21 protein-coding genes are annotated in these 21,098 nt (G+C 66.5%); 13 read left to right on the top strand and 8 right to left on the bottom strand.

Annotation, left to right across the window (positions count from 1 at the left end):
• Positions 1 to 3: 3 nt before the first annotated feature.
• The 4 genes from ACFYVR_RS13320 to ACFYVR_RS13305 form a co-directional block, all read right to left on the bottom strand.
• On the bottom strand, positions 4 to 2,130 hold the full coding sequence (locus tag ACFYVR_RS13320; protein ID WP_387473626.1) for an Rv1355c family protein: 2,127 nt from the start codon (positions 2,128 to 2,130) through the stop codon (positions 4 to 6).
• A gap of 11 nt (positions 2,131 to 2,141) precedes the next feature.
• Complete coding sequence (locus ACFYVR_RS13315) at positions 2,142 to 2,870, bottom strand: hypothetical protein (protein ID WP_387473624.1); 729 nt, start codon at positions 2,868 to 2,870, stop codon at positions 2,142 to 2,144.
• 70 nt (positions 2,871 to 2,940) lie between these two features.
• Positions 2,941 to 3,366 (bottom strand): hypothetical protein, encoded by a 426-nt coding sequence (locus ACFYVR_RS13310; RefSeq protein WP_387473622.1) that lies wholly within the window; start codon positions 3,364 to 3,366, stop codon positions 2,941 to 2,943.
• Positions 3,356 to 3,832 carry an effector binding domain-containing protein gene (locus ACFYVR_RS13305; protein ID WP_387473619.1) on the bottom strand — a complete coding sequence of 159 codons (477 nt, stop codon included), beginning with the start codon at positions 3,830 to 3,832 and terminating at the stop codon, positions 3,356 to 3,358. The genes ACFYVR_RS13310 and ACFYVR_RS13305 overlap by 11 nt, the downstream gene beginning before the upstream one ends.
• 280 nt (positions 3,833 to 4,112) lie before the next feature.
• Between ACFYVR_RS13305 and ACFYVR_RS13300 the strand changes: the two genes are divergently transcribed.
• From ACFYVR_RS13300 to ACFYVR_RS13285, 4 genes are read left to right on the top strand one after another with little or no spacing between them, the layout of a single operon-like run.
• Positions 4,113 to 5,339 carry a methyltransferase domain-containing protein gene (locus ACFYVR_RS13300; protein WP_387473616.1) on the top strand — a complete coding sequence of 409 codons (1,227 nt, stop codon included), beginning with the start codon at positions 4,113 to 4,115 and terminating at the stop codon, positions 5,337 to 5,339.
• Positions 5,340 to 5,373: 34 nt separating this feature from the next.
• Positions 5,374 to 6,168, top strand: coding sequence for a glucose-1-phosphate cytidylyltransferase (locus ACFYVR_RS13295; protein WP_387473614.1), 795 nt, complete (start codon positions 5,374 to 5,376; stop codon positions 6,166 to 6,168).
• A complete protein-coding gene (locus ACFYVR_RS13290; RefSeq protein ID WP_387473612.1) occupies positions 6,165 to 6,812 on the top strand; it encodes a PIG-L deacetylase family protein in 648 nt (215 codons plus the stop codon). The genes ACFYVR_RS13295 and ACFYVR_RS13290 overlap by 4 nt, the downstream gene beginning before the upstream one ends.
• 1 nt (position 6,813) lies before the next feature.
• On the top strand, positions 6,814 to 7,854 hold the full coding sequence (locus tag ACFYVR_RS13285) for an NAD-dependent epimerase/dehydratase family protein (protein WP_387473610.1): 1,041 nt from the start codon (positions 6,814 to 6,816) through the stop codon (positions 7,852 to 7,854).
• Between the two features lie 25 nt (positions 7,855 to 7,879).
• Here ACFYVR_RS13285 and ACFYVR_RS13280 read toward each other — a convergent pair whose 3' ends face one another.
• The gene (locus tag ACFYVR_RS13280) at positions 7,880 to 8,422 is read right to left on the bottom strand and encodes a dTDP-4-dehydrorhamnose 3,5-epimerase family protein (RefSeq protein WP_387473608.1); all 543 of its coding nucleotides are present in this window, start codon (positions 8,420 to 8,422) and stop codon (positions 7,880 to 7,882) included.
• Positions 8,423 to 8,481: 59 nt separating this feature from the next.
• Between ACFYVR_RS13280 and ACFYVR_RS13275 the strand changes: the two genes are divergently transcribed.
• From ACFYVR_RS13275 to ACFYVR_RS13260, 4 genes are all read left to right on the top strand, one after another.
• The gene (locus ACFYVR_RS13275; protein WP_387473605.1) at positions 8,482 to 9,645 is read left to right on the top strand and encodes a class I SAM-dependent methyltransferase; all 1,164 of its coding nucleotides are present in this window, start codon (positions 8,482 to 8,484) and stop codon (positions 9,643 to 9,645) included.
• Between the two features lie 299 nt (positions 9,646 to 9,944).
• Positions 9,945 to 10,940, top strand: a complete 996-nt coding sequence (locus tag ACFYVR_RS13270) for a hypothetical protein (protein WP_387473602.1) — start codon at positions 9,945 to 9,947, stop codon at positions 10,938 to 10,940.
• A 45-nt stretch (positions 10,941 to 10,985) separates the two neighbouring features.
• A complete protein-coding gene (locus tag ACFYVR_RS13265; protein ID WP_387473599.1) occupies positions 10,986 to 12,530 on the top strand; it encodes an oligosaccharide flippase family protein in 1,545 nt (514 codons plus the stop codon).
• Entirely contained in the window at positions 12,508 to 13,686 is a 1,179-nt protein-coding gene (locus ACFYVR_RS13260) for a glycosyltransferase family 2 protein (protein WP_387473597.1), read from the top strand. Before ACFYVR_RS13265 ends, ACFYVR_RS13260 begins: the two co-directional genes overlap by 23 nt.
• A 15-nt stretch (positions 13,687 to 13,701) precedes the next feature.
• On the opposite strand, the gene ACFYVR_RS13255 is transcribed toward ACFYVR_RS13260, so the two are convergent.
• Positions 13,702 to 14,040, bottom strand: coding sequence for a hypothetical protein (locus ACFYVR_RS13255; protein WP_387473594.1), 339 nt, complete (start codon positions 14,038 to 14,040; stop codon positions 13,702 to 13,704).
• Between the two features lie 402 nt (positions 14,041 to 14,442).
• Here ACFYVR_RS13255 and ACFYVR_RS13250 point away from each other — a divergent pair, with 402 nt between their 5' ends.
• The 4 genes from ACFYVR_RS13250 to ACFYVR_RS13235 all read left to right on the top strand — a co-directional run bounded on the left by ACFYVR_RS13250 (position 14,443) and on the right by ACFYVR_RS13235 (position 18,405).
• A complete protein-coding gene (locus tag ACFYVR_RS13250) occupies positions 14,443 to 15,366 on the top strand; it encodes a hypothetical protein (protein WP_387473592.1) in 924 nt (307 codons plus the stop codon).
• 81 nt (positions 15,367 to 15,447) lie between these two features.
• On the top strand, positions 15,448 to 16,257 hold the full coding sequence (locus ACFYVR_RS13245) for a hypothetical protein (protein ID WP_387473590.1): 810 nt from the start codon (positions 15,448 to 15,450) through the stop codon (positions 16,255 to 16,257).
• A gap of 1 nt (position 16,258) precedes the next feature.
• Positions 16,259 to 17,011, top strand: a complete 753-nt coding sequence (locus tag ACFYVR_RS13240) for a hypothetical protein (RefSeq protein ID WP_387473587.1) — start codon at positions 16,259 to 16,261, stop codon at positions 17,009 to 17,011.
• On the top strand, positions 17,008 to 18,405 hold the full coding sequence (locus ACFYVR_RS13235; RefSeq protein ID WP_387473585.1) for an O-antigen ligase family protein: 1,398 nt from the start codon (positions 17,008 to 17,010) through the stop codon (positions 18,403 to 18,405). Before ACFYVR_RS13240 ends, ACFYVR_RS13235 begins: the two co-directional genes overlap by 4 nt.
• Here the strand turns inward: ACFYVR_RS13235 and ACFYVR_RS13230 are convergent.
• Positions 18,389 to 19,057, bottom strand: a complete 669-nt coding sequence (locus tag ACFYVR_RS13230; RefSeq protein ID WP_387473583.1) for a polysaccharide deacetylase family protein — start codon at positions 19,055 to 19,057, stop codon at positions 18,389 to 18,391. The genes ACFYVR_RS13235 and ACFYVR_RS13230 overlap by 17 nt on opposite strands.
• Entirely contained in the window at positions 19,050 to 19,919 is an 870-nt protein-coding gene (locus ACFYVR_RS13225) for a glycosyltransferase (protein WP_387473581.1), read from the bottom strand. The genes ACFYVR_RS13230 and ACFYVR_RS13225 overlap by 8 nt, the downstream gene beginning before the upstream one ends.
• Positions 19,920 to 20,132: 213 nt before the next feature.
• Between ACFYVR_RS13225 and ACFYVR_RS13220 the strand changes: the two genes are divergently transcribed.
• Complete coding sequence (locus ACFYVR_RS13220) at positions 20,133 to 21,098, top strand: hypothetical protein (protein WP_387473579.1); 966 nt, start codon at positions 20,133 to 20,135, stop codon at positions 21,096 to 21,098.

Genomic DNA, 21,098 nt, shown 5'->3' with positions numbered 1-21,098 from the left:
ACCTCAACTTTCCGTTCCGGGCGATCGACGACGGCTGCGTACCGACGGTGGGGGCGCGTGGCTCAGACGCAGCACGAGCGCCACGGCCTCGCCCTCGGCGACCCCGAAGAGGTCGAGCAGTGACCGACTGGCCTCGGCCAGCACTTCGGTGTGGTCCGGAGCCAGTTCCTCCAACTCGCCCGGCCGGACGCCGTACAGGAACACCGGGGACACCGGCTGCACGGCGAAGCCCTCCCCCTCGGACGTGATCCACACGTTCTCCACCGCGGACCCCCCGCGGAAGTAGTCGACGTCCCGGGTTCCGCCGATGACCACCGCCGCGAGCGCCGAGCTGGAGTTGACGCGATCGCGGGTCGCGTCCCCGAGACCGGCCCCGAGCTGCCACCGGGCGAGCTGGGCGGTGACGTCACCGCGGCGAACGATGCTCAGCGCCGCGAGGTCCGTCGCGCTGAGTTCGAGGCAGCGGACGTCGATGCCGGTGCCGACGTCCTCACCGGACCAACGAATCTCGCTCATCATCTCGCGATGGAGGCGGGGGGTCAGGAACCGGAGCCGATCGGAGAGGGCGAGCACGTCGGCGGCCGCCGCGATGTCGCCCCGATCGGTGAGCACCGCCAGGCGGGCCCCTTCGTGACGTGCCGACGACTCCAGCACATCGACGGTCAGCGGGTCGACCGGGCCGACGGTACCGGTCCGACGGTTCGTCGCGCGGCGCAGCATCCGCTCGTACCGGCTCGCGAGCTCGTCGTCGGCGCCGGCGCCGAATGTCATCGTCACCACGGGCACCGAACCGTCCGTGACCCGATCGTCGTCGCCGAACACCTCGACCGGCCCCAGCACCCGGTGGGCGGCAGCCGCGACACTCGCGTTGTAGAACGCCGCTCCGAGCGCGACGAAGCTGCCCCGGAACCGGACGTCCATCGCACTCGTGCGATCCGGATCCAGGTAGAGGCGAACGGCGCCCGGGTCCGCGATCACTCGCCACGGTTGTGCGTTGCCGCCCGACGGCGCCGCGCAGGCGGCCCGGACGACGGCATTCCGCGGGCTAGGGTTCTCCGGATCGGCCTCCGCGTCGTCCGCGTGGTCGGCGTCGGTCGGGTGGACCGGCGGTGCCAGGTCGTCGAGCGCTCGCTCCAGGTCGACCCGCACCCGACCGGACGGCAACGGCCGACCGGTCCCGAAGCGTCTGACCGCCGTTGCCACGCCGGCACCTCCGAGCAGCACATCGCCGCCGAGTTGGGGCCAGGTGGAGATGGTGGTGTCGATCTCCACCAGTGATGCACCCAACCGCGCGGACAACTGGTCTGCACCGAGAATTCCCAGCACCGCGGGCAGCTTCTCCTTCGGCGTCAGACCGGCCAGCGACCGGCTGGAGACCTCGCCGAGGAGCCCGTGGAAGAGCGGCCGGCCCGGTTCGAGATCGAACCGCTCGACATCGAGCAGTCCACGATCGCTGGTCTCCATCAGCACCGGGATGCGCAGGCGACGGGCCTCCTCTCGCACCGACACCTTCATGTCCAGCGAGTCGCACTCCTCGACAACCAGGTCGAGGCCGGCCAGGAAGTCCCCGACGGTCCGCTCGGTGACGCCGTCGGGCCATGCGGTCACTCTCAGGTACGGGTCGATCTCCGAGATCCTCCGCGCGGCCACGATCGCCTTGTTGACGCCGAGATCGAACACCCCCGCAGGGACCCGGTTGAGGTTCGACAGCTCCAGCGTGTCGTGGTCGGCGAGATGCAGTGCCCCACAGGCATTCTCCAGGGCCAGTGCCACGGCCACCGCGTGGCCCACACTGAGGCCGACCACTCCCACCTCGAGTGCGGCGAGACGTTGCTGCTCGGCGTCGGTGATCTTGTTGCGGTTCCGATCGAGCCGCAGCCGCCGGAACGAATTCGGACCGAGCACATGGACCAGCGTGCGGCGCCAGGGGTAGTACGCCCACATCGGGGCCTCCTCGGCGGCGCCGCGCATCACCGTCGGGACCAGCGCCCGCAAGCAGGACCGCTGCATGTCGATCGTGTCGTGCACGACGCAGTCCGGACGCTGTCGTAGTTCGGCCACGGTCTGCGCGTCCGCCGCCCGCCGCTCGTCCAGCAGCGTCGCGGAGTACTGCCCCGCCGAACCGGTCACGACGTCACCGGTCACACCGACCGACTCAGTCGGACGGGGTCGCCACCGTGCGCGTGCGACGAGGCCGCCGGCCTCGTGAGTCGGTGCGCGTCCGGTCCGATCGGCAGCTTGCGCCGATCCCACCACATCACCCGGGTGCAGTAGCGCTCGTCCGGGTACGGCGTCGGCGGGATACGGCTGCTGACCTCACCTCCGGACGACGACCACAACTTCAGCACGTGATCGGCCGCGGTGCCCAACACGAACTGCACGTCGAGCAGCTCGAGGCCCCACACGATCACGTCGGCGAGCGACCGCGTCAGTTCCTTGCGGCGTGCGACGCCGTCGGCCACCCATGCCGACTTCATCTCGACCACACCGAACGGAATCCGGTCGGCGACCATCGCCGTCAGTTCGCGTTCGCCCGGCCTGCCGGCCCATTCGCTGATCGCGTGCACCTGCTCCACCCGAGTGTGCGGACCCTGCGCTCGCATCCCTCCGTTCACCGAGCCGTCCGGCCCCACCGCGACGAAGAACAACGTGCTCGACGTGCCGTCACGAATCTGCTCGTACTGCAAGGCCTCGAGGACCTCGTGTTTGGTGTAGCTGTTGAGCGCACCGGCCAGATACTCCGACCACAGTTCGGGTTCCTCGTCCGGTTGCGCTGCGACGAATCTGCATTCGGACCGCGGATCCCACACACTGGTCGTTTCGAATTTCTCCCTGCCCCCCGAGATTTCGCACGACATTGCACGGGTCATCACTGCCTCCATTGTCGGAGTGTTCGAGTTCGGTTCACACCGGAAACCCGACCATCCGCGGAGCGTGCGCCTAGGTCAGCGAGATGAAGAGTTCGACCGCGTTCGGCGCGCGGGTGATCTCGATTTCCTCGGCGAAGCCACGGTCGATCCTTCCTTCCTTTGCCGCGGCCTCCGCCTGTTTCCACACATCGGCGACCGGATCGACTTCCCGGCCGTCCGGAACGAATTTCGCGAAGTATCCCGCCGACACCCGAATCATCACGTCACCCTCGGCCAGGTGCTCGGGACCGTCGCACCGATAGCCGACGACCGCGATCGAGCCACCGGTCGGGTTCGGGGTGTAGACCGTCACGATCTCGTCGATTCCCCGCGCGAGGATGCGTTCGCGGGTGAACTGCATCAGCCCACCCGATCGCGCCCCGGAACCGGCATCCTCGTTCGGCAGCACCAGCCCGCCGACGTCGACCACGTCACGTTTGACGATCTCAAAGCCCATGACGTGAACTCCGAGATTCGGGGGCGACCGCGATGTAGAGGTCGATGCGGTACGCGTTCGGGTAGCACTCGTAGGCTCCCGTCGCCGCTCGGTCGATCTGTCCCTCGGCCTCCGCCGCGCGCACCTGCTGCCACAGGTTGTGCACGACGTCGGGGTATTCACCGGTCGACACGAACCGTGCGTACAGTCCGCTCGGCACCTTCGCCAGGACATGACCGCGCATCACGTCCTCGGTCGATCTGCACCGGTACCCCACGACCTGGGTGCAGAACGATCCGGCGTCCTCCGAGTAGTCGGTGTAGATGGCGGCCAACTGGCCCGGGGGATTCTGACGAAGAACCGCGGACCACGCTCGCTCGAGATTCGAATCCCGCAGCATTCCCAACGGGCGCTTGGGACTTCGCACCGGCAGACCCCCCACGAAGGTTTCACCGAGTTCGGTGAACTGGAGCTTCTGTGACCGCACCTCAACCACACTCCCTCCCCGGAAGCAAGCCCCCAACCCGCGGGTGGGGACGTCACTCCGGTCAACGCAAATCAACCATAACCGTGAATTCAGAACACCGGGAGCGACAACGCGGCAAGCCCAAAACAGTGTTCGGACAAACCGATTCGATAACTGACCAAAGAATTGAATGAGGGGCAATAAACAAACTTCAGGTCTATTCGAGGCCTTGAAAGCCGGGCTCGAGTGTGGTTAGTTGGACACAGTCCACCAGCCAGCGTCCCGAGATGGAGGTGTGGACATGCGGTGCAGACTCTGCGGCTCGGACCGCCTCGCGAGCGTCCTCGATCTCGGCGCCACCCCACCGTGCGAACGCTTCCTGACCGTTGAGCAACTGGACGCACCCGAGCCCACGTACCCCCTGCACCTGCGCCTGTGCGAGGACTGCCTGCTCCTCCAGATCCCCGCGTTGATCAGCCCCGAGGAGACCTTCACCGACTACGCGTACTTCGCTTCGTACTCCGACAGCTGGGTCGAGCACGCGCGGCGCTTCGTCGTGGAGTCCGTCGATCGCCTCGAGCTCGGTACCCACTCCCGCGTGGTGGAGGTGGCGAGCAACGACGGCTATCTGCTCCAGCACGTCGTCCACGCCGGCATCCCGTGCGTCGGGATCGAGCCCTCGGTCAACGTCGGCACCGCCGCCCGCGCGCGCGGTGTGCCCACCCGCACCGAGTTCCTCGACCCGACGACGGCAGCTGCCGTTCGGAGCGAGTTCGGTCCCGCCGACCTCGTCGTCGCGAACAACGTGTACGCCCACGTTCCGGACCTGGTCGCGTTCACCATGGCGCTGCGCACACTGATGGCGGAGACGGGGTGGCTGAGCATCGAGGTTCATCACGCGTTGAACCTGGTCCGCCTCGGCCAGTTCGACACCGTCTACCACGAACACTTCCAGTACTACACGGTGCTGTCCGCGGCCCGCGCCCTCGCCGTCGCCGGTCTCGCGGTCACCGACGTCGAGGTGCTCCCGACCCATGGCGGGTCCATCCGGATCTGGGCCCGACCCGACGGCGTCGCCGGCGCGCCGAGCACACAGGTTCTGGAGCTCCTCGCGAGCGAGAAACTGGCAGGCCTGCACGAGGTGGACGGCTACGTCCACCTCGCCGAGCAGGCCCGGGCCGTCCGCCATCAGCTGCTGGGTTTCCTTCTCGACTGCCGCAGCAGCGGTCGTTCGGTTGTGGGGTACGGCGCGCCGGGCAAGGGCAACACCCTGCTCAACTACTGCGGCATCCGTCCTGACCTGCTCGAGTACACCGTCGACCGGAACCCGTACAAGCACGGACGGTTCACACCGGGCACCCGGATTCCGATCCGCGAACCGGAACAGATCGCCAAGGATCGACCCGACGTGGTGCTCGCGCTGCCGTGGAACCTCGAGCCGGAGCTCACCGAGCAACTCGACTACATCAAGGAGTGGGGCGGGCAACTGGTGTTCCCGCTCCCCCGACTGCACAAGGCCGCGGCGTGATGGTCCGGACGTGCACCGAAGGAGGGCGGACACCATGAAAGTCGTGTTGTTCTGCGGCGGCTACGGAATGCGCATGAGAACCACTCGTGACGACGAGATTCCCAAGCCGATGCAGATGGTGGGGCCCAGACCCCTGCTGTGGCACATCATGCGCTACTACGCGCACTTCGGGCACACCGAGTTCATCCTGTGCCTCGGCTACGGCGCCACCAAGATCAAGGACTACTTCCTCGACTACCACGAAGAGCAGTCCAACGACTTCGTGCTCCACGGCAACCAGGTCGAGTTGCTGCACACCGACATCAGCAACTGGTCGATCACCTTCGCCGACACCGGCCTCGAATCCTCGATCGGCGAGCGACTGCGCCGGGTGCGGCCGTACCTGGGTGGGGACCGGTGCTTCCTGGCCAACTACGCGGACGTCCTCACCGACGCCCCCCTCGACCTCGTGGTCGAACGTTTCCGCGAGTCGGGCGCGGTTGCCTCGCTGCTCGTGGTCCCGCCCCAGTCGTCCTTCCACTGCGTCGACGTCGCCGAGAACGGCGAGATCAAGCAGCTGACGCCGATCAGTCAGTTCCCGATCTGGGAGAACGGCGGCTACTTCGTCCTCACCCAGGAGATCTTCGACCTCCTGCCCCCCGGGGGTGACCTCGTCGCGGACGTCTGCGGCACCCTCGCCGGCGAGGGGCGACTGTTCGGCTACCGGTACGAGGGCTTCTGGAAGCCCGCCGACACGTTCAAGGAGCGGGCCGAACTCGACGCCGGATACGCCCGCGGGGAGCACCCGTGGATGCTCTGGGCCGACACGGAAGCGGTGGCGGTTCCATGATCGGACTCCGCGCGCACATCGAGGAGGTGGCAGTCCTCGGCGCGCACTGCGACGACATCGCCATCGGCGCGGGTGGCACCCTGCTGACACTCGCCACCGCGCACCCCGGACTGCGGGTACGCGCGCTCGTCCTCTCGGGCACCGACACCGGACGTGAGATCGAGGAACGACACGCACTGGCGGCCCTGTGCCCGGACGCCGATCTCGAGGTCACGGTGCTCGACGTGCCCGACGGGCACGCCCCCGCGTACTGGGGTCCGATCAAGAATGCGCTGGCGGCGTTCCGCAGCATGGTCGAACCCGATGTGGTGTTCGCCCCCCAACGCGGTGACGCGCACCAGGACCACCGACTGCTCGCCGAACTGGTCCCGACAGAGTTCCGGGACCACCTCGTGCTCGGCTACGAGATCCTCAAGTGGGAGTCGGACGCACCGCGACCGACGGTGTTCCATCCGCTGGCGGTCAAGATCGCCGAGGAGAAGGCGCGGATCCTGCTCAAGTTCTACCCGTCCCAGGCCGACCACGACTGGTTCGACGAGCGCGCGTTCCTCGGGTCGTCGCGCCTGCGCGGGGTGCAGTGCCACAAGCCCCATGCGGAGGCGTTCGTCGTGGAGAAGGCGATGTTGACGTTCGGGGGGAGTTGACATGCGAGTGCTCGTGACCGGTCATCAGGGCTACCTCGGGACGGTCATGGTGCCGGTGCTTCGCGCGGCCGGGCACGACGTCGTCGGCCTCGACACGGGACTGTTCGCCGAATGCGTCCTCGGTCCGGAACCCGACGACCCGCCGACAATCCCCGTCGACCTCCGCGACGTGACCGTCGAACAGTTGACCGGGTTCGATGCCGTCGTCCACCTGGCGGCACTGTCGAACGATCCGCTCGGCTCCCTCGAACCCCGGATCACCTACGACATCAATCACCACGCGTCGGTGCGACTGGCTCGACTGGCGAAAGATGCAGGAGTTCAACGGTTCCTGTACGCGTCCACCTGTTCCGTGTACGGGTCGGCCGGCGACGAGCTCGTCACCGAGCAGGCCCCGCTACGCCCACTGACTCCGTACGCGGAGAGCAAGGTCAGAGTCGAGGACGACGTGGCCGCGCTCGCCGACTCGGGATTCTCCCCGGTGTTCCTGCGCAACGCCACCGCCTTCGGGTTCTCGCCCCGACTGCGCGCCGACATCGTGCTCAACAACCTCGTCGGGCTCGCGTTGCTGACCGGTGAGGTGCGGGTTCTGTCCGACGGAACGCCGTGGCGTCCCCTCGTCCACGCTCGGGACATCGCGGCGGCGTTCGCCGCCGCTCTCGACGCCCCCGATCGTCGAATTCACTGCGCTGCCTACAATGTCGGAACCGAAGCGAACAATCTGACCGTCGCTCGGATCGCCGATGCGGTCGCCTCCGCGGTCCCCGGCTGTGACGTCGTGATCACCGGACAGTCGGGTCCGGACCGTCGCTCGTATCGCGTCGACTTCTCCGCGATCCGAACCGCGTTGGGCGGCTTCGAAGCACGGTGGACGGTGGCGGACGGAGCCGTCGAGTTGTACCGGCAGTACACCCGATGGGGGCTGACCGAGCCGGACTTCGAGTGCAGGTACACCAGGCTCGCCCGACTCGAACACCTTCGCCGGGACGGACGTGTCGACGACACTCTGCGACCACGGACGATCGGCGTCCGACATGGGTGACCTCGCCCCCGGTGACGTTGCCCGCTCAGAGGCGCCGCACCAGATCGGCCCACGACCCGGCGCCGGCGTCACGGGCACTGACGACGGTCACCGGCAGCGGCCACACGATCCCGAGGTCCGGGTCGTCGTGCACGACCGCGATGTCCTCCGTCGGGTCGTGTTCCCGGTCGATCCGGTAGCAGACGTCGGCGATCGGGGTGAGCGCCTGGAAACCGTGCAGGAATCCGGGAGGGACGTAGAGGTGGGCGAAGTCGACGTCGTCGAGGGTGAACGCCTGCTGCACTCCGAACGTCGGAGAGTCCGGGCGGATGTCCACCAGGACGTCGTGCACCGCACCGTGAGCACACCGCACGAGCTTCGCCTCGCCGCGACCCGAACGGCCGTGCATTCCCCGGACCACGCCGAGCACCGACCGGGACTGCGAATCCTGGACGAAGTCCGCCGCGTGGACTCCCACCCGCTCCCCCACCCGGGCGTCGAACGTCCGGGTGAACAGCCCGCGGTCGTCCCGGAACGGCTCGGGAACGAACACGAGAACGTCTGCCAGCTCGGTGGTTTCGACACGCATGTGCTCATCCTCCACCGCCGCGGCCTCGGATTCCACCGATTCGGCCGGCCGGGTCGTCGATGATGCGCTGCCGAGGATGCGGATCCACCGGCACCGACCGGGTGCTCGACCTCGGTCGTGTGCCCGCCGCGGACTTCTTCCCACTCGCGTCCACGCCGGTGTCGCTGGACGAGTCCTCCCACCCGCTCGCGATGGAGCTGTGCCGCGACTGCGGTCTGGCGCAACTCGCCGAGGACGACACCACGCCCGACGAACCTCGCGGTGTCGAACCCCAGGCACTCAAAGACCAGGCAGCGGAGGCAGTTCGGACCGTGGCAGCGGCCGGATGGTTACTCGGTGACACCGTCGTCGAGTTCGGCAGCCCCCACGGGGGCAGCTGGCTTCCGCTCCTCGGTGAGCGGGGACACCGGACCCCCCCTCCCGGTGTCCCCGCGTCAGTGGTCCTGGACTGCTTCGGCCTCATGCACGAACCGGACCAACTCCGCGCCGTCCGGCAACGCGCCGCGTCCACCGCCGTGGACGGGGTGCTTCTGCTCCAGTTCCACTCCCTGCGCACCATCGTCGAGCGGGGACAGTGGAACGCGCTGCGGCACGGACACTTCGCCTACTACTCGTTGACGACGCTGACCCGCCTGCTGGCGGATGCCGGAATGCGGGTCGCCGACGCGTGGGAGTTCCCGCTGTACGGCGGCACCGTCCTGACCGCCGCACGCCGGGGCGGAGGCCTGGACGTATCCGGATCGACCGCTGTCCGCCGGATCATGGCGAAAGAGCACGACGCCACACTGACCGAGGCGGAGACCGTCCGACGGCTGCAGTCCAGCGCGGACCTGCAAGCGACCTCACTTCGGCACTGGCTCGAGGAGATGGCCGCAGATGGCCGGCGTATCTGCGCGTACGGCGCCGCCTCCCGCGCAGTGGCACTGTTCACCCGCGCCCGGATCGACCGCAGGCTTGTCGCGGTGGTCGCCGACGCCTCGGAGGCCAAGCAGGGACGGAGGATGCCTGGTACCGACATCCCCATCGTCTCCCCCGACCACCTGCTCGCGACCGAGCCCCACCGAGTGCTCGTGACCGTCCCCGACCTGATGCCCGAGGTGAGTCGTCGACTTCCGACACTGCAGGGACGATGGATCACACCGGCACTCGAAGAAGCGGGAAACACCCTCATTACCAAGGGTATTCACGAGGTCATTGTTGGCGGCCAGCCAGGGGGCACCTGATGAAACGATCGATGAGGAGCCGCACGCTCGGAACGGCGCGTAGGCGGGCCAGCCAGCTCTTGTCGATCGCGCACGCGGGCGGCCCGCACGAAGTGCTCCAACGATGCGCGCGGCGTGCGTACGACATTTCCGGCGCCGCGGAGCTCGACTTCCCACTTCTCTGGGCGGACATGACCGATTCCGCCAGTGTGCACTGGACGGTACCGGCGAGCCCGCCGCCACGTGGCCGACCCCTGACAATCGGTTGGGCGATGACGCCACCGAAGCCCGGGTCCGGCGGACACACTACGATATTCCGCATGGTCGAGGCATTGGAAGTTGCCGGCCACAACTGCGTGATCCACCTCTACGATCGGCACGGTTCACCCGTCGGGTATCACGCTGCGGTGATTCGCGACCACTGGCCGGCGGTCAACGCTCGCATCGTAGACGCGCGCGACTCATTCGAACCCGCCGATGCGTACGTCGCAACGAGCTGGGAAAGCGCCCACGTGATCGGAAAGCACGCTACACATCCCGGTCGTCGGCTCTACTTCGTCCAGGACTACGAGCCGTACTTCTATCCCCGCGGCTCCGAGTACACACTGGCAGAGGACACCTACCGGTTCGGATATCGCACAATCGCGCTCGGAGGAATGGTAGCGGAGACGCTGCACGCCACCCACTCGATCCCCGCCGATCGACTGCCGTTCGGCACCGATGTCTCGGTGTACCGACTGACGAACAACGGACCGCGGAACGGCGTAGTCTGCTATGCCAAGCCGCGCACAGCCCGCCGAGGCTACGCGCTCGCGGTGGCAGCCCTAGCGGCGTTTCACCATCAGTGCCCGGACCAGGTGATCCACCTGTTCGGCGACGCGCACGTGCGTCCGCCATTCCCCGCGCAGATTCATGGAACGGTGTCGCCTTGTGAACTAGCTGACCTGTACAACTCGTGCATCGCCGGAATCACCATCTCATTCACCAACATCTCCCTGGTTCCGTATGAAATGCTTTCTTGTGGAACAATTCCCGTCGTCAACGACGACCGCTGCGCACGCGCCGAGCTGAGCAATTCCGCTGTGCGGTGGGCCGACCCCACCCCCGCCGCACTCGCACACGAACTGTCCGCGGCAGTGACCGGCAACGACGTCACCGAAACCGCCCGACAGGCGGCCACCGCGCTGGAGAACCTCGACTGGCAGCGGGCCACGGAGGAATTCGTACGGACAGTCGAGGCCGAGACCTACCGCGACCGGCTGAGCGTGCATCCGGCGCACACCGCGACGAGTTCGCGAATCGAGCATGCCGAGTGAGGTGACACTGCGACGGGAGCCCCGCACGGGCAAGCACGGAGGATCATGAAGGGTAATCTGGCACAGTCGATTCAGCGAGGAGTCGCCTGGTCGCTGGTCACCACGATCACAGTCCGACTGGGTACGCTCGTCGTCGGGGTCGCGCTGGCGAGAATCTTGACGCCCGAGCAATTCGGTGTCTACGCGGTCGCCTTGACCGTCACCACGATCCTCATCACCCTCGCCGACCTCGGATTGGGTGCGGTCCTGCTGCGTGCGGACGATCCGGAACGACTGGCCCCCACGGTCGCCACACTCGGTCTCGTCGCCGGCATTGCCCTGGCCGGTGCTATGGCAATCGGCTCGGAGACACTCGCAGCCTCGTTCGGGGTGCCCCACGCCGCCCCCGTCATCGCCGTCCTGTCACCGACACTCGCACTCGGCGGACTCGCCGTGGTGCCGTACAGCATGCTGCTGCGGAACTTCGAGCAGAACAAGCTTTTTGCGGCAAGTATCACCGACTTCGTGGTCGGCTCCGCTGTAGCGATCGTCCTGGTCCTGGTCGGCTTCGGGCCGATGGCTCTCGCCCTCTCCCGAGTGTCCGCCCAGAGCTGCTCGACTGTAATGCTGTTCGTGCTCTCGAGGCGTCGCCCCGCTCTGGGTCTCGATCCAGCAGCAGCCGGCCCCGCCCTGCGCTTCGGCCTGCCGGCGTCGTCGGCTGCACTCCTGTCCGTGACACTCATGAACATCGACAACGTGGTCGTGGCTCGCGTCGCGGGCGAAGTGGCGCTGGGCTTCTACGTTCTGGCATTCAACATCGCGAGCTGGCCGATGACAGCGATTGGACAAGCCGTTCAGTCGGTGTCCATCCAGGCCTTCGTGGAATCCGAGCGCCGACGGGTCGGCGGGAGCGCCGGCCGTGATCCAAGCCTGGCAGTCGGTACAACGTTCGTATCGGCCGCGGCCACGCCGGCCGGGATGCTACTGGCAGTCCTGTCAATTCCGCTCACCGACGTGCTGTATGGAAGCAAGTGGACGCCGGCCGCTTCGGCACTTGCCGCACTGGGCGCGTTCGGCGCGCTCCGGGTCCTGCTGACGATGTTCGACTACTACCTGCTGGCGCGCGGCAAGGCCGGAACCGTGGCGGGCATTCAAGCTCTGTGGATCCTGGTCCTGACACCCGCAATGATCGTGGGTACCCGCTTGTTCGGTATTGCGGGGGGCGGTTGGTCTCACGTGATCGTCGGCATGTGCGTAATGCTGCCCGTGTATCTCGTCGCGACCTACCGGGTCGGAGCCGACGTGTCGGCAGTCGTCCGCGGACTGATTCCTCCGATACTCGCAGCCGTCCCTGCCTGGCTGGCAGCGCACTGGATGGTGAACAGTGTCTCGTCATCCCTCCTCGGCCTCCTGTGCGGGGGCCTCGCCGGGATCGTGGTCTACTTCGTTCTGGTTCGTCGGTGGATCTCACGAATCTGGGAGGCCGTCCATCGCCAGGGATCTCCACCGGTCTCCTCGGACCAGGACCGAGTACCGTCCGGCTCGCGGGAAGATCTCGGTTCCCGCCGCGTTCCCCGAGTCCTGCCCGGTGACCCGCACCGAGCCCGGTGAGTTACGGGAGGCACTTGTCGTGGTGGTTCGAATACAGCCGGTCGCTCCTCCGACCAGACCGTCCGTCACCGTCATCGTTCCTTGCTATGAGTACGGGAGGTTCCTCGCGGATTCTGTCGGATCCGCGCTGACGCAGACCGACGTGGACGTCGACGTCCTGATCATCGACAACGCCTCGTCCGACGACAGTCCGGAGATCGCGAAATCCCTTGCAGCTGAAGATAATCGGGTCGAGTGCATCCTGCACACGACCAACCAGGGGCATATCGCCTCTTTCAACGAAGGACTCTCATCGGCGCGCGGAGAGTACGTCGTGCTGCTGTGCGCAGACGATGTACTCGCACCCGGCTCTCTCAGACGGTCCACGGCACTTCTCGACGCATGTCCCGAGGTTGCCTTCGTCTACGGTCACGCCCCGCATTTCGATGACGCGCCCCCGACGAGGAGGACCGAGGTCCGGAGTTGGTCGGTGTGGTCCGGTCCCGAATGGACGAATCGGATCTGCCACAACGGACATTCCGTGGTGACAAGTCCGGAAGCGGTGGTCCGCAGTTCCGCTGCCGGTGATGTCAGATACGACGCCGAGAGCGGCCATGCCGCGGACTTCAAGTACTGGCTCAATTGCGCACGGCGCGGCTGCGTCGGACGGGTCAACGGTCCCGACCAGGGCTACTACAGGGTTCACGGCGCAAATCTCCACCTCAACACCTACGGTGGTTGGTTCGACGACCTCGAATCCCGCGCAACGGCATTCGAGCGTTTCTTCGCCGAGATCTACGATGACGACCAGGACTGCGGACGTAGCGAGGGAATCGGGCGCGAGTTCTCCGGGCTGCGAAGCCTGCATGACGAGTGGAGGCGGACACTCGCGGCCGAAGCCCTCGACGAGGCCTGTCGGTCGTACGAGCGCGGTCGTGTCGTCGCGGTCGACGTCCACAACCTGGAACAGTTCGCCGTGTCGACATACCCCGCTGCGCGACAGTTACCTCAATGGCATCGCCTGTCCAGACGTAAGGCGATCGGCGCGAGGTGCGCCCCGTACGTCCCGCCCTTCTTTGCCAGTGCGGTTCGACGCCGAGTCAACGAGGAGATCAGGCGCCGGCGCTGGGTCCGCACCGGGATGTACGAGCGCACCGGGAGACACGCGGGCGATTGACCACCACGTGCGGTGTCAACAACCCACGTGCAGTGCGGCCTTCACGAAGCCCGCTGTCTGGTATCCGTATTCGAAAATCCATCCGGGAAGCGACATCTCGGCGGGACTCGCCACCATGATCAGCGCTCCGTCGAAACACCGGTCCAGGATGAACCTGGCTCGGGATATGTGCGGTGTGAACGTCACGACGATGACCTGGCGCCAGCCGAACTGCTCGGCGCGGCGACGCAGTTCACGGCCCTCGCCCAACGTCGTCGGCGGATCCGGCACGAAGCAGTCCACCTCGACACCGGGATGCGGCGCAACGCACAGCCGCGCCAACGCCGGATCCTCGGGCGCGTGCGGATTCGACATCACCACCACCGGCGCCCAACCGTCTTCGCCCAGAGCGATCCCGAAGGGGTACCGCTCGTAATAGGCACCGCCCAGAACGAATACGGCGTCCGCGTGCCTGAGCGGGTCGACTTGCGGCCGGACGTAAACCGGAAGTCCCCCCGCGAAGATCAGGACCAGAAGAACGCAGGCCGTCGCCGCCCACCGTCGGGCCCGGTGCTGCCGGCCCGTCACCGGACGACCACACGAGGCCGCGATCGGGCGCGTCCACCTGTCGCAGGCGATCTGGTGAGTAGGCCCATACCACGCGTATGCTAGCGCGTTGTGAGCCGATTGACGCGGGCCCGAGGGCACGCCTGGTTACCACCAATGCAACGGGGGGATCCGAGCACGGGCGCCGTCCGCTACCGGGTCGGAGACTGGGTGGAAGTACTCAGCCCCGAGGAAATTCTCCAGACGCTCGACGACCGCGGCGCCGTCGACAACATGCCGTTCATGCCCGAGATGCTGCGGCACGCGGGCAGGCGATTCCAGGTCTCCGCGTCGGCCCACAAGGCCTGCGACACGATCGACACGTATAGAAATCGCCGGATCGACGATGCCGTTCATCTGGGTGTTCGGTGCGATGGCAGCGCCCACGGGGGCTGCCAGGCATCCTGCCTGCTGTACTGGAAGACAGCGTGGCTGAGGCCGGTCGACGGTCCCGTACCGACACCTCCGTCGACGACCGCCCCGGTCACCGCCGTCAACACAGCGGTTGTTGATCGGGCTGCGCGAGCCGCTTCGCCGAAGGCCACTGATCGACGAGTGAAGTACTCATGCCAGGCCACTCGACTGGTCGAAGCGAGCATCCCGATGCGTCAGCGCGATCTCCGCCAATACTGGAGAGACTGGGCCTCGGGCAACGTCGACCTCTGGACAATGTTCCGATACATGCCACTGGCGCTGTACAACACGATTGTCTGGAGGACCGGGCGCTGCCGGGTGATTCCGTCCTTCGAGGGCCTGGCCGGGAGTACGACTCCCACCGAGGCGCTCGGCCTCCAGCCGGGCGAGCTCGTCGAGGTGAAGCCGATGGACGAGATCGCAGCGACGCTCGACGCCCACGGCCGCAACCGTGGCATGTACTTCGATGTCGAGATGATGCCCTTCTGTGGTGGGCGGTACCGCGTACACAAGCGGGTTGACAAGCTCATCGACGAAAAGACCGGCTACATGATGAATATGAAGACCCCCGGCGTCATTCTCGAGAATGTCGTGTGCAAGGGGTGCTACCACCCCGAACGACTGTTCTGCCCCCGGGACATCCACCCGTACTGGCGTGAGATATGGCTCAGGCGCGTGTGAGCTCGAGAATCCTTCGAGGCGGTGCGAAAAGGTGGTGAATCCGCCACCGCCCCGTAGTGCCCGCCGATTACCCTCGACTATGTGTCCGGTCGCCGGCTCCGTACCGCCATTCTCGGGATCAACTACGAACCCGAGTCGACAGGGATCGCGCCGTACACGACCGGTCTGGCCGTGGGGCTCGCGGAGCACGGGCACGACGTCGAGGTCTTGACCGGCTATCTGCACCACCCGCAGTGGCATCCCCGTGCGGTGGGCATCCCCGGGGCGCTGTTCGCGGCCCGTCTGCAGGCGAGGAAGCAGCCGGTGCTGGTCCTGCTCGTCATGCCCTCGACGTACCGGTGCGGCTTCACCGTGTTCATCCACACGCCGGGAGACGTCAGCCCGGTGGCCGCGACGGCTCGTCCGGACGCAGAGCTGGTCGATGTGACCGTGACCGCCGGGACCGCAGCAGACGCGTTCCAGTACGCGACGGCCTCCGTAACCGAATACGCAGCGAGGGTCCTGGCGTCGGTGTCCGGCTCGGCGCTCCCGCGCGCCGAGGGTGGTGTCGTGGCAACGAGCGCGGTCTCGCCGGGCCACTCCCCGTCAGCAACAGCCGTCACCCTCGCCACCGCGGCACGCGAGCATGGTGACACCGTGGTCCTGGTCGACTTCGATCTCGACTCCGCCGACCTCGGTCGGAGTCGTGACCTGTGCCGTCTCCGCGACCACCTCACTCCCGGCGGGGGCGGCGAGTCCCCCCGAGCGACACCGAGCGAGTCCATCCGATCAAACGAGGTCGGCACCGTGACATACCTTCCTCCACCGGCTCACCCACATGAGACAGGTGACATCCCTGAGCAGTCGGACCACGTCTGCGCAATCGGACGGCAAGGACAGGAGGGGGCATGACATGGATCTCTTCGACGTCGCCCGTGCGTGTATCCGGCGCTGGTACATATTCCTACCGCTGATGCTCGTCACAGCGTGGTTCGGCTACACCGCGTACACCAACGTCAAACCCGTCTACTACGCGAGCACCACCATCGGACTCGCACCTCCAAGCGTAAGGACACAACCCCCCAACGGTGAGGACGCGCGGCGCAACGCGCTCGTCGACACGGGCGGTGCACCGCTGCTGGCAAACCTACTGGCCATGGGCCTGATGGAACCGACTGTCAGTGCGCAGGTCACTGCCGCGGGCGGCGACGCCGGGTACACCGCGAAGGTGTTCTCCCTGCCACCGCCCCTCGGTCAGCTTCCCCTCGTCACGATCGAGTCCCAGCTCGCGGATCCTGCTCAGGTGACGAAGACACTCGAAGTGGTGGCCGCTCAGGGTCAGTCGACACTGCAGGCTCTCCAGCAGAGCGCCGGGGTCCCCGCCGACGAAATGGTCTCGACATTCGTCGTGCAGCCGCCCGGCCCCCCCGTCCAGGCAATGCCGAGCCGAACCCGGTCCGCCCTCTCGATACTCATTGCCGGCGCCGGACTTTCGACACTGGTCACGGTCCTCCTCGACGTCGCCCTGTCTCGAAGGAGAGCGAAACCCGTGAATCCTGAACGCGACTCGGAATCACCACGCTCCGAGACCGACGGATCCCCCTCGATGTCTCCCGAGCGAGACTCCTCATCACCGGCTGTCGAAACGGAAGGGGTCCGTGAATGACCCGAGCGCGACCGTGCGCCACCGCCGCAGGCATGCAGGAGATTCCGCGGGGCGGCGCCAGTCCTCCCGATCCGGCGCGGGCGGACGATCGACCGGACAGATTGCCGTGGCTGCTCGGGTTCTTCTACGTGCTCGTCCCTGTACTGCCGACGATCTCGGTCCTGGCCGGTCCACTCAAGAGCAACGGCTCCCCGGCGCGACTCGTCGCGTTCGTGTTCTTCGCACTGGCAGTGATGACATTCACACTGCTGCGGCGCTCTTCGCCCCGTGCGATCAACGTCGGCGCGGTCCTGATCAGCATCTACTTCTTCGCACAGGTCCTCGTCTACGGTGTCGGACTCCTCGCTCGTGGCGACACGATCGTCGAGGCGAGCAAGACCCGCGCGGTACTGGGCCTTGTCGCGAGCGTCGGTGTGGTGCTGTACACCGTTGTGTCTGTACGGACCACCCGACAGCGAGCAGTTGCGATCGGCTTGCTGGCCACCGCCCTGACGTTCGCCTGCACGGTGGGCCTGCTCCAGAGCTACACCGGAGTCGACCTGCGCTTTCTTTTCCAGCCACCGGGTTTCGTGCTCAACAACGACGCCGCACTGCTCTCGGAGCGGCAAGGGTCGTTCCGGGTGGTCGGCACCTCCCAGCACGCGATCGAGTTCTCGGTGCTGGCAGCAGCAACCGTGCCGCTCACTCTGCACCTCGCCCGATTCGCGACCCACAAATGGTGTCGAGGGCTCGCTGTGATCGCATGCGTGATCGCTGTGATGGCCATACCTGCCTCGGTGTCGAGGTCAGGCGTGATCTCGCTCGCCGCGGCACTTTTGCTCTACATGTTCTCACTGAACCTTCGCCAGCTCGGCAACGGCATCCTGATCGGATTCGGCGCGGTTCTCGCGTATGTCATCGCGTTCCCTGTGTCCGCGAATGCACTGTGGTCGACGATCATCCATTCAGAGCAGGACGACAGTGTCCTCACACGACTCGACGACTACGCCGCCGTCTCACAGACGTTCCACGACCATCCCTGGTTCGGGCTCGGCCTCGGCGCAACCCCTCCGACGGAGTACCGATTCCTCGACAACGAGTGGTTGCAGTCGATCGCACAGGGCGGGATGGTCGGTCTGGGCGCAATGATGCTGCTGGCCGCCAGCGGGATCATCGGAATCGCAGCGGGTTTGCGCGGCGCCGCGTCGCCACGGGATCGCGGCCAGGTCTACTCAGTGGGTTCGGCGTTTGTCGCCGTCCTGGTCTCGACCTTCACCTTCGACCTGTTCTCGTTCCAGCAGGCCTCGCTGCTGTTCTTCGCGCTCTACGGTCTCGTGTGGTCGACCTGTCGGCATCCGCGGGTGGCCCCGTCACATCCGACAGCGACCGTGGTTCCGGTCAGCGCAGGCGTTTGAGCACGCCCCTCACCGACTGCGTCACCCTCCGCACGGGAGGCGGAACCGTGAGGACTTCGGCCCGCAGCGACTCGGCAGTGTCGTTCGACCTGACACTGAACCGTGGCTGCAACCACGCCCCGGCCCTCGCGGCACGACGGTCGCTGGTGTGAACTGCGGTGTAGCCCTGTGCCCGCAGGTGCGCAAGGAGTGCGCGATCGTAGAGGCCGAGTGGCAGCGCCACCTCGTCGACCGGGGCACCGGACGCCTCCGCGATCCATTGCCTGGCCACGATCAGTTCCCGGTCGCGTGTCGTCGGTGACAGGCCTCGCCAGGACCGATGGTCCATGCCGTGACTGCCGATGGTCATGCCCCGACTCCTCAGTACCTGGACGTCGTCCTCCGCAAGACTTCCGGCGACACCGAACCGCCCGGCCAGCACGAAGAAGGTCGCGACGAGACCTCGCTCCTCGAGTGCCGTCAACCCGACCTCGACATCGGATCGATTGCCGTCGTCGAAACTGATCCGTACGAGTGGCCACCGGACCAATTCGTCAAGAATGCGTAGAAATTCGTCGACGCTCGTCCAGTAGGCGCCTTCGCCCGGTTCGAGACGTCGGGCGGGAACGCCGACTCCGTGGAAGCAGACGTTCACCAGCCGACGGTCATGCATGGCTGCCGCCCCCACCCGACTGGGTATGCGGACCCGTCCGGGTCGAGTCATCGCGGCCCCATGCCGTGCTCGAGTCGGGTTCCCTGCGCGCAAGAACCGCCGCGAGCGTCGATATCACCACATAGCTGACCGCCGCACCCACGAGGCGCGGGTCGGGCACCACGACGTCCCTCAGCCACGCGAACCGATCCGCATCGCGGACCCGCGCCGACACGATGCCCGCACGACTCGCAGCTCTCATCGCGGAATTACCACGTCGGACCCGCACCAGTCTCCGAACGAGGGCACGCGTACTCCGCGGCGCAGCTACGACCGTGTGCACCCGCTCGACTTGGATCTTCTCGGCCGCGCCGAACTGTGCGTCGAGAAACAGGTCGTCGGCCACCATGTCGGGGAACCGACCGAAGCGTGCGCGTCCATCGGCGGACAACGCGATCATGCCTCGACCGAACAGCCCGTCACGATACACCGGCAACTGTGAGCTGATCGCGACGTAGTGGCGGACCGGTAGTGGGCAGCCGGTCAGATCCACCCTGCGACGCGGGACTGCTGCCATCGGCCGACCCGCCCCGTCCAGCGCATCTCGGAGGGCCCGGACGACATCGGCGTCGACGACGATGTCGGCGTCGAGGTAGACCCGCGGAAACCCGACAGCGACGTCGTCTCCGGCGTTGAGAGCCCGCGGCTTGCTCGCCGCTCCGATCTCGACCACACGCGCACCGTGCGCGGCCGCCGCTTCGGCGGTTCGGTCGACACAGCCGTTCGCCACAACGGTCACGTCGAACTCACCGGGACGCGCATCGGCGAACAGCGCATCCAGGCATCGTCCAATGACCGGCGCCTCGTTGTGCGCGGCTATCACGATGCTGACCGTCGGTTCCGATGCCGAATACATGGTCGCCTTCCGCAACCCCGTTCGATACTCCACGATCCACTGACAAGTACTTCCCACGATAGCCGAGGCAGAAGCCCTCAGAAGTGATCGGACGGTTCCCTTACCCGTGCTCACGGTGTCCGATTGCATCGGGCCCGTCCATCCCGCTCGTGTAGGGTGGGAAGCTGTCACAGGAACCACGTGCCTTCCGAAAACCCTCGGAAAGGAACGGCGGATCGATCGATGCCACACAGTTTTGAAAAGCATGTCGCCGGTGTCTGCGGCACCCTCCTCCTTGTCGCCGGAGGGTGTACATCCGACCCACGCGGCGGGTCGACTGAACAGAACGGGACAGGCCCCGGCGGTCTACATGCCTCCGCACTGACGGTGCAGAACGGCTTCCCAGGCCCTTCGGACACCGGCGTACCGGCGGGTGCTGTCCTGACCGCCTACGACGGACCGATGACGATCACCGTACCCGGCACCGTCATCGATGCCCGAATCATCCGTGGCACCTTGCATGTCGATGCGCCCGGCGTCACCGTCACACGGTCGATGATTGCCGGAAACATCGACCTCGACGAGCCCACGTCCACACTCGTGCTCGAGGACGTAGAGGTCGACGGCGCCCCGACGTGGCAACCCGCGATCGGGTTCAACAACATCACGATGCGACGTGTGGAGGTCGAGGGTGCCCGGGTGTCGGTGCTGTGCGGATCCAACTGCACCATCGAGGATTCGTGGTTGCACGGCCAATACCTCGAGCCAGGGACCGACTGGCACGTGAACGGCTACCTCTCCAACGGCGGTTCCAATGTTCTCCTGCGGCACAACACACTTGTGTGCGACGCACCGGAGAATTCCGCGGAGGGCAGTTGCACCGGCCCGGCCGCATCGTTCGGCGACTTCGAACCTCTACGAAACATCACCTACGAACGCAACCTCTTCGCCGCCGGTCCGGGTGCGTACTGCCTCTACGCCGGTTACAACCCGGACAAGCCGTTCGGGAGCGATCCGATGGGAATCGTCGTGACCAACAACATCTTCGAACGTGGCCCGAACGGACAATGCGCCTCCTACGGACCTGTGGCGTCCTTCCAGGCCGGCCCCGGCAACGTTTGGGCCGGCAATCGATGGGACGACGGCGGGGAGGTGTCTCCAGGGTGA

Source organism: Rhodococcus sp. NPDC003318 (assembly GCF_042879035.1).
In the GTDB taxonomy this organism is placed as follows: domain Bacteria; phylum Actinomycetota; class Actinomycetes; order Mycobacteriales; family Mycobacteriaceae; genus Rhodococcus_G.
This window is presented reverse-complemented; position numbering and strand designations above follow the sequence as displayed.

What these genes read in the sequence shown, in the direction of transcription:
- ACFYVR_RS13315 (WP_387473624.1), bottom strand. Translation starts at nt 2,870, where the DNA reads ATGACCCGTGCAATGTCGTGCGAAATCTCGGGGGGCAGGGAGAAATTC.
- ACFYVR_RS13310 (WP_387473622.1), bottom strand. Translation starts at nt 3,366, where the DNA reads ATGGGCTTTGAGATCGTCAAACGTGACGTGGTCGACGTCGGCGGGCTG.
- ACFYVR_RS13300 (WP_387473616.1), top strand. Translation starts at nt 4,113, where the DNA reads ATGCGGTGCAGACTCTGCGGCTCGGACCGCCTCGCGAGCGTCCTCGAT.
- ACFYVR_RS13295 (WP_387473614.1), top strand. Translation starts at nt 5,374, where the DNA reads ATGAAAGTCGTGTTGTTCTGCGGCGGCTACGGAATGCGCATGAGAACC.
- ACFYVR_RS13290 (WP_387473612.1), top strand. Translation starts at nt 6,165, where the DNA reads ATGATCGGACTCCGCGCGCACATCGAGGAGGTGGCAGTCCTCGGCGCG.
- ACFYVR_RS13285 (WP_387473610.1), top strand. Translation starts at nt 6,814, where the DNA reads ATGCGAGTGCTCGTGACCGGTCATCAGGGCTACCTCGGGACGGTCATG.
- ACFYVR_RS13280 (WP_387473608.1), bottom strand. Translation starts at nt 8,422, where the DNA reads ATGCGTGTCGAAACCACCGAGCTGGCAGACGTTCTCGTGTTCGTTCCC.
- ACFYVR_RS13275 (WP_387473605.1), top strand. Translation starts at nt 8,482, where the DNA reads ATGATGCGCTGCCGAGGATGCGGATCCACCGGCACCGACCGGGTGCTC.
- ACFYVR_RS13270 (WP_387473602.1), top strand. Translation starts at nt 9,945, where the DNA reads ATGGTCGAGGCATTGGAAGTTGCCGGCCACAACTGCGTGATCCACCTC.
- ACFYVR_RS13265 (WP_387473599.1), top strand. Translation starts at nt 10,986, where the DNA reads ATGAAGGGTAATCTGGCACAGTCGATTCAGCGAGGAGTCGCCTGGTCG.
- ACFYVR_RS13255 (WP_387473594.1), bottom strand. Translation starts at nt 14,040, where the DNA reads ATGTCGAATCCGCACGCGCCCGAGGATCCGGCGTTGGCGCGGCTGTGC.
- ACFYVR_RS13240 (WP_387473587.1), top strand. Translation starts at nt 16,259, where the DNA reads ATGGATCTCTTCGACGTCGCCCGTGCGTGTATCCGGCGCTGGTACATA.
- ACFYVR_RS13235 (WP_387473585.1), top strand. Translation starts at nt 17,008, where the DNA reads ATGACCCGAGCGCGACCGTGCGCCACCGCCGCAGGCATGCAGGAGATT.
- ACFYVR_RS13230 (WP_387473583.1), bottom strand. Translation starts at nt 19,057, where the DNA reads ATGCATGACCGTCGGCTGGTGAACGTCTGCTTCCACGGAGTCGGCGTT.